At 71.8% G+C, this 6,654-nt stretch carries 6 protein-coding genes and 1 pseudogene; 4 read left to right on the top strand and 3 right to left on the bottom strand.

All coding sequences use genetic code 11. The features are described 5' to 3' along the window. From ipk to ABYX71_RS09625, 3 genes and pseudogenes are all read right to left on the bottom strand, one after another. Positions 1–203 (bottom strand): annotated as a pseudogene (gene ipk / locus ABYX71_RS09635) (4-(cytidine 5'-diphospho)-2-C-methyl-D-erythritol kinase); the annotation flags it as partial. Further along, positions 193–807, bottom strand: a complete 615-nt coding sequence (gene lolB / locus ABYX71_RS09630; protein WP_372696287.1) for a lipoprotein insertase outer membrane protein LolB — start codon at positions 805–807, stop codon at positions 193–195. The gene lolB and the pseudogene ipk, both read right to left, overlap by 11 nt. Next, positions 804–2,504, bottom strand: coding sequence for a tetratricopeptide repeat protein (locus ABYX71_RS09625; protein WP_372696286.1), 1,701 nt, complete (start codon positions 2,502–2,504; stop codon positions 804–806). Before ABYX71_RS09625 ends, lolB begins: the two co-directional genes overlap by 4 nt. 127 nt (positions 2,505–2,631) lie before the next feature. On the opposite strand from ABYX71_RS09625, the gene hemA reads away from it, so the two are divergent. Genes hemA through ABYX71_RS09605 form a run of 4 tightly spaced genes read left to right on the top strand, consistent with a single transcriptional unit; the run spans position 2,632 to position 6,582 of the window. Then, the gene (gene hemA, locus ABYX71_RS09620) at positions 2,632–3,891 is read left to right on the top strand and encodes a glutamyl-tRNA reductase (RefSeq protein ID WP_372696285.1); all 1,260 of its coding nucleotides are present in this window, start codon (positions 2,632–2,634) and stop codon (positions 3,889–3,891) included. Continuing rightward, positions 3,888–4,973: a peptide chain release factor 1 gene (prfA, locus tag ABYX71_RS09615; protein WP_372696284.1), complete on the top strand. Its 1,086-nt coding sequence runs from the start codon at positions 3,888–3,890 to the stop codon at positions 4,971–4,973. The genes hemA and prfA overlap by 4 nt, the downstream gene beginning before the upstream one ends. Then, the gene (gene prmC / locus ABYX71_RS09610) at positions 4,970–5,827 is read left to right on the top strand and encodes a peptide chain release factor N(5)-glutamine methyltransferase (RefSeq protein WP_372696283.1); all 858 of its coding nucleotides are present in this window, start codon (positions 4,970–4,972) and stop codon (positions 5,825–5,827) included. Before prfA ends, prmC begins: the two co-directional genes overlap by 4 nt. Further along, positions 5,815–6,582, top strand: coding sequence for a ThiF family adenylyltransferase (locus ABYX71_RS09605; protein ID WP_372696282.1), 768 nt, complete (start codon positions 5,815–5,817; stop codon positions 6,580–6,582). Before prmC ends, ABYX71_RS09605 begins: the two co-directional genes overlap by 13 nt. Positions 6,583–6,654: the final 72 nt, after the last annotated feature.

Raw genomic sequence — 6,654 nt, 5'->3', positions numbered from 1 at the left:
TGCTCGGGCGGCACGCCGGGCAGCGGCGTGAGCATACGCAGCGCGCCATCGGCACGGGGCGTCAGGTGCAGCGTGTCGCACAGGTCGACGAACTGGAACACCGTCTGCAGCAGGTGGTACCCGTCGGCGCGCCGACCGACGATGTGCAGGAACAGGTTGAGCTTGGCCGGTGCCGGCCAGGCACGCGCCGCTTCAGGGTGCATCGGCTCCCGGCGCCCAGTCGCTGATGGCCAGGCGCAGCTCGACATCGCCGCGCCGCGCCTTGAGCTTGACGGGCAGGCTCCACGGCGGCACCGGCCGATATTCGGCGTACTCGATCTCCCAGCCGTCCTGGCGCAGCACGTTCAGCCGGTTGGCGCCATCCAGCTGCAGCGTGTCGACCGGACCCGGCGCCGGGCGGCCGAGCACCCAGTAACGCAGGCTGTCCACCGGCAAGGGCGTCTGCGGCAGCGCGTCGGCCAGCAGCACGGCCGCGCTGGCCGCCTCGATCGGCGGCTCGCCGGCACGCTCCAGACGCGCCCCGGCGCTGTTCTCGGTCAGATGCAGCGCGCCGCGCCCGAACGCGCCGTGCACGCGCAGGTCAAATCCGCCCGTTCCCTGCCACCACTGGATGCTGCCGCTGACCGATTCCTGGGCCGTGCGCAAGGCCAGCCGGCCAGTCAGGCGCCAGTCGCCGATCCGCTCCAGCGCCACCAGGCGGTCGGACCAGGCAGTCGCTGGCCCGGGCGGCACCGTCGGACCGCGCCCGGCGCAGCCAGCCAGCAGCATCAGCAGCGCCAGCGCCGTGCACGCGCGCCGCACGCTCACTTGTTCTGGCCGTCGTGCATGCCCAGGGTGTCGCGCACGTGACGCAAGCGCGCGTCATGCGGGGTTCGCGCCAAGGCCTCCGCCAACACATCACGCGCCTCGTCCGTGCGTCCGAGCGCATGCAGCACCTGCACCAGGTGCGCGTAGACCTCGGCGTCGGGCAGCAGGCTGAGTGCCTGGCGCAGGTAGCGCTCGGCCGCCGTCAGGTCGCCCTTGCGGTACAGCACCCAGCCCAGACTGTCGAGGATGTACGGGTTGTCCGGCGACTGATCCAGCGCGCGCTGGATCAACCTGTGCGCCTCATCCAGGCGCTCGCCGCGATCGGCCAGGGTGTAGCCCCAGGCGTTCAGCGCGTTGGTGTTGTCGGGGTCCAGTTCGAGGATGCGCTTGAGGTCACGCTCCATGTCCGCCGGCCGGTTCAGCTTGTCCAGCACCATGGAACGGGCGAACAGCAGTTCCAGGTTGTCCGGCTGCTCGACCAGCGCCTCGTTGATCAACCGTTCCGCCTGCGCCGCCCGGCCGCCCTGCAGCAGAAGATCCGAGCGCGCCAGCAGCAAACGCAGGCGCTCCCCCTCGTCCTGATGGGCCTGCGCCAGCAGGTCGACGGCGGCGTCGAGATGCCCGGACGCCGCCAGCAGTTCGGCCCGCCGCAGCAGGGCGTCGAGTCGATGCTCGCCGCCCCCGACCTTGGCATACCAGTCGATCGCCTGCCGGGTGTCGCCGGCATCCTCGGCCAGCTTGCCAAGATAGAAATGCGCCTGATCGGTGCGCTGCCCGTCAGCCGCCAGCTTCAGCAGTTGCTCACGGGCAACGCGACGATCGCCCAGCTGTCCCGCCAGCAAAGCGGCCGCCAGGCGCGCGTCGGCATTGGCGGGTTCGATCCTGAGCACCTGCTCGAACGCCGCGAGCGCCGCCGCATACTCCTTGCCATCCAGCAGTGCCCGCGCCAGGGCCAGGTGGCCGCGTACGTGACGCGGGTGGCGGGCGAGGAACTGACTCAACCGCGCGGCCGCCGCCTGCCATTGATCACTCTGGTGCAGCACCTGCGCACGCAGCAGCACCGCCTCGGCACCGTCCTCCTGCAGCCGCAGGAGACGCTCGCTGCTGCGCTGCGCGCGCTCGAGATCTTCCAGTTCGAGCGCGGACAGTGTGTAGACGTACAAGGCATCGGCGTCGGTCGGACGCAGTTCGAGCACCCCGTCGAGCACCCCGAACAGGGTCTGCGGCGGCACGTTCTGATTCAGCAGCCGCACGAGATTCAAATAGTCCTGCCGGCTGCCGAAGGCGTCGAGCGCCAGCAGCGCGCGCAGATGGGCGCGCGCCGCCTCGATGTTGCCGTTCTGCAGTTCGAACGCCACCAGCAGCTGCGCCGCGTCCGTGCTGTCCGGCCGCAGGCGCTGCCAGACACCCGCCGCGGCGATGGCGGCGGGCACATCCTGGCCGTACAGCGCTGCCTGGATGGCGCGCCGCGCCAGCCCCACATCACCGGTCAGTTCGGCCACGGCGGTATACTTGGCGGCCGCCTCGGCATAGGCGCCGCGCTGGATGGCGAAATCCGCCGTCAGCAGATCCAGCACCGCCTGTTCGCGGTTTGTGTCTCGCAGCGGTGCGCTACCCACCCGTAGCGGCGCCGCCGGCTGGCTGGCACAGCCCAGCAATAGCGAGCTGACGACCAGGATGAGTAATCGTTTGTACATGCCGCGTAAAACCCAGGGCGCGGAAATCCGATTCAGGCCACCCGCCTGACGGCGGACCGGCGGTGTTTGTTGGCTATTATGCGCCCGCCGTTCGCCCGAGCTACCTGACTTCGCCGGCCGCCCCGCCATGCAGTTACTCGCCCTCGGCATCAGCCATCACACCGCGCCGCTCGACGTGCGCGAACAGGTGGCCATCGTTCCCGAACGCCAGGAAGCGCAGCTGCGCTCGTTGCTGCGTCAGCCGGACGTGTGCGAAGCCAGCCTGTGGTCTACCTGCAATCGCACTGAACTGGTAGTGGCCCTGCAACAGCCCGAATCGGGCAGCCCCCTGGAGTGGTTTCGCAACGCCTGCGCCGGGCTGCGCCACCCCATCGACCCGTACCTGGCCATCTTTCGCGGACCGCTGGCGGCGCGCCACATGTTCCGCCTGGCCGGCGGGCTCGACTCGCTGGTCGTCGGCGAACCGCAGATTCTCGGCCAGCTCAAGGACGCCCACGAACTGGCACGCCGCGTCGGCGGCATCGGCAAGTGGCTCGGGCGCACCTACCAGCAGGCATTCGCGGTTGCCAAGCGCATCCGCACCGACACCGCCATCGGCAGCAACCCGGTGTCGGTGGCGTTCGCCGCGGTCACGCTGGCGCGGCAGATCTTCGGCGACCTCGGGCAGCACACGGCGCTGATCATCGGCGCCGGCGACACGGCCGAACTCACCCTGCGCCACCTGCACGGCCAGGGCATGCGGAATCTGATCGTGGCCAACCGCACCCAGGCCCGGGCGGAAGCGCTGGCGGCTCCCTATGGCGCCCAGGTGGTGCCGCTGGGAGCCGTGCCCGCCGTGCTGGAACGGGCCGACATCGTGCTGTCATCGACCAACAGCGAATTGCCGATTCTCGGCAAGGGCACGCTCGAGAGCGCGCTCAAGGCCCGCCGACGCCGTCCCATGTTCCTGGTCGACCTGGCGGTGCCGCGCGACATCGAGCCGGAAGTCGCCAGCCTGCGCGACGTGTACCTGTACACGGTCGACGACCTGCGCGGCGTGGTGGCCGAAGGACTGAAATCGCGCCAGGCCGCGCTGGGCGAGGCCGAGCGCATCGTCGATACCCAGGTCGACGCCTTCATCGAGTGGTGCAACGCCCAGGAGGCGGTGCCGCTGGTCAAGGCCCTGCGCGGCGGCATGCTGCGCACGCGCGACCTGGCCGCCGAACGGGCGCTGGCCGAGCTGCGCCGCGGCCGACCACCCGAGCAGGTGGTGCAGCGCCTGGCGCATGACCTCACCAACAAGCTGGCACATGGACCCTCGGTGCGCATCCGCCGCGCCGGCGAGCAGGGCGACGCGGCGCTGCTGGCGGCCGCCCGCCGCCTGCTGGGGCTGGACGACGAGACATGAAAGCGTCCATCGAAAACCGCCTGCGTGCCGCCGCCGAGCGCCACCAGGAGCTGAATGCCCTGCTGGCCGAGCCGGAACTGGCTGCCGACGGCCAGCGCTACGCCACGCTGGCACGCGAGCATGCCGAGCTGACGCCGGTCGCCACCGGCTACCAGCGTTATCTGGACACCCAGGCGGCACTGGCCGAGGCACGCGCCCTGGCCGACGGCGACGACGCCGAGCTGCGCGAACTGGCGCAGCTGGAGCTGTCCGAGCTCGAACAGCGCCTGACCGACGGCGAGGCGGAACTGCTGCGCCTGCTGCTGCCGACCGACCCGGACGACCGGCGCAACATCTTTCTGGAGGTCCGCGCCGGCACCGGCGGCGACGAGGCGGCCCTGTTCGCCGGCGACCTGCTGCGCATGTACCTGCGCTATGCCGAGGCGCGCGGCTGGCAGTGCGACATCGTGTCCGCCAGCGAGGGCGAGCACGGCGGCTACAAGGAAGCCATCGTGCGCATCGCCGGGCGCGGCGTGTACGCGCGCCTGAAGTTCGAATCCGGCGGCCACCGCGTGCAGCGGGTACCCGCCACCGAGGCCCAGGGCCGCATCCACACCTCGGCCTGCACCGTGGCCGTGCTGCCCGAGGTGGACGAAGTCGACAGCATCGACCTCAACCCGGCCGACCTGCGCGTCGACACCTACCGCGCCTCGGGCGCCGGCGGCCAGCACGTCAACAAGACCGACTCGGCCATCCGCATCACCCACCTGCCGACCGGTACGGTGGTGGAATGCCAGGACGAACGCTCGCAGCACAAGAACCGCGCCCGCGCGCTGTCGCTGCTGCAGGCCCGCCTGCTGGAGGCAGAACGCAGCCGCCAGCAGGCGGCCGAGGCGGCCACCCGGCGCAGCCTGGTCGGCTCCGGCGACCGCTCCGAGCGCATCCGCACCTACAACTTTCCGCAGGGCCGGGTCACCGATCACCGCATCAACCTGACGCTGTACAAGATCGACCAGGTAATGGCCGGTGAGCTCGACCTGTTGATCGAGCCGCTGCGCCACGAACACGAGGCCGAGCAGCTCACCCAGCTGGACGCCACATGAGCGCGCTGCCCGTAACCGGCGCACCGGTCACCGTCGACCGGGCACTGGCGGCGGCGCGGCGACGCTGTACCGGTCCGGCCGCCGCCGATTGCGCGCACCTGCTGGCATTGGCACTGGGCGTGTCGCGCGCCTGGCTGCTCGGCCACGGCGAGGCGCCCCTGGCCGCCGAGGCGCACGGGCGTTTCGAGGCCCTGCTGGCGCGGCGCCTGGCCGGCGAGCCGCTGGCCTACCTGCGCGGCCGGCACGGCTTCTGGTCGCTGGACCTCGAAGTCACGCCCGACGTGCTGGTGCCACGTCCGGAAACCGAACGGCTGGTGGAACTGGCGCTCGAACGCATGGGCACGCACGGCCGCCTGGCCGATCTTGGCACCGGCAGCGGCGCCATCGCCCTGGCGCTGGCCAGCGAACGGCCGCAGTGGCGGATCGTCGCCACCGACCGCAGCGCCGCGGCATTGGCGGTGGCGGCCCGCAACGGCAGCCGGCTGGGACTGCCGGTCGACTGGCGCATCGGCGCCTGGCTTGCACCGCTGGCCGGCGAGCGCGTCGACCTGATCGTCAGCAACCCGCCCTACATCGCCGCGGACGATCCGTGCCTGGACGGCGACGGCGTGCGTCGTGAGCCGCGCGGCGCACTGGTGGCGGACACCCACGGCCTGGCCGACCTGGCGGCCATCGCCGCGGCGGCGCCGGCGCACCTGACCGCCGGCGGTTGGCTGCTGCTCGAACATGGCGCCGACCAGGCGGCGGCGGTGCGTGGGCTGCTGGCGCGGGCAGGCTTCGTCGACGTCGCCAGCCACACCGACCTTGCCGGGCGCCCGCGCGTCACCCTGGGACACCTGCCATGCACGAACTGAACGACCAGCAACTGCACCGCTACGCCCGCCAGCTGGTGCTGCCGGAAGTGGATTTCGACGGCCAGGCGCGGCTGCTGGAAGCGCGCGTGCTGATCATCGGCGTGGGCGGCCTGGGCTCGCCGGCGGCGCTGTACCTGGCCGGCGCCGGTGTCGGCGAGCTGGTGGTGGCCGACCCCGACCAGGTCGACCTGACCAACCTGCACCGCCAGGTGCTGCACCACACCGCCGACGTCGGCCGCCCCAAGGCGGAATCGGCCCGCGACGCGCTGCTGGCGGTGAACCCGGACATCCGCGTCACGCCCGTCTGTGCCCGCCTCGATGCCGACGCGCTGGCGGCGCAGGTGGCGGCCGTGGACCTGGTGCTGGACTGTACCGACAACTTCGACAGCCGCTTCGCCATCAACGCCGCCTGCGCCGCGGCCGGCACGCCGCTGGTATCCGGCGCCGCCATCCGCTTCGAGGGGCAGGTGACGGTGTTCCGGCTCGACCGGCCGGACGGCCCCTGTTACCGCTGCCTGTACCGCGAAGCCGGCAACGAGGCCGAGCACTGTGCCCAGGTCGGCGTGCTGCCGCCGGTGGTCGGCGTCATCGGCGCCATGCAGGCGCTCGAGGCGCTCAAGGTGCTGCTGGGCATGGACACCGGCCTGGCCGGCCGGCTGCTGCTGTTCGATGGCCGGCGCAGCGAATGGCACACCGTCGGCCTGCGCCAGGACCCCGACTGTCCGGTCTGCCGGGCACGCCGGCCAGCGCCTTGAGCCGGCGCGACTGGGCGCCGATCGCCCTGCTGCTGGCGGCCTGCCTGCTCGCCTGGTGGCTGCCGCAGGCGC

Source organism: Immundisolibacter sp., from assembly GCF_041625615.1.
Taxonomy (GTDB): Bacteria; Pseudomonadota; Gammaproteobacteria; order Immundisolibacterales; family Immundisolibacteraceae; genus Immundisolibacter.
This window is presented reverse-complemented; position numbering and strand designations above follow the sequence as displayed.

Bases quoted from the DNA above. Each gene is read 5' to 3' on its own strand.
- ABYX71_RS09625 (WP_372696286.1), bottom strand. From the start codon at position 2,504: ATGTACAAACGATTACTCATCCTGGTCGTCAGCTCGCTATTGCTGGGC.
- hemA (WP_372696285.1), top strand. From the start codon at position 2,632: ATGCAGTTACTCGCCCTCGGCATCAGCCATCACACCGCGCCGCTCGAC.
- prfA (WP_372696284.1), top strand. From the start codon at position 3,888: ATGAAAGCGTCCATCGAAAACCGCCTGCGTGCCGCCGCCGAGCGCCAC.
- prmC (WP_372696283.1), top strand. From the start codon at position 4,970: ATGAGCGCGCTGCCCGTAACCGGCGCACCGGTCACCGTCGACCGGGCA.
- ABYX71_RS09605 (WP_372696282.1), top strand. From the start codon at position 5,815: ATGCACGAACTGAACGACCAGCAACTGCACCGCTACGCCCGCCAGCTG.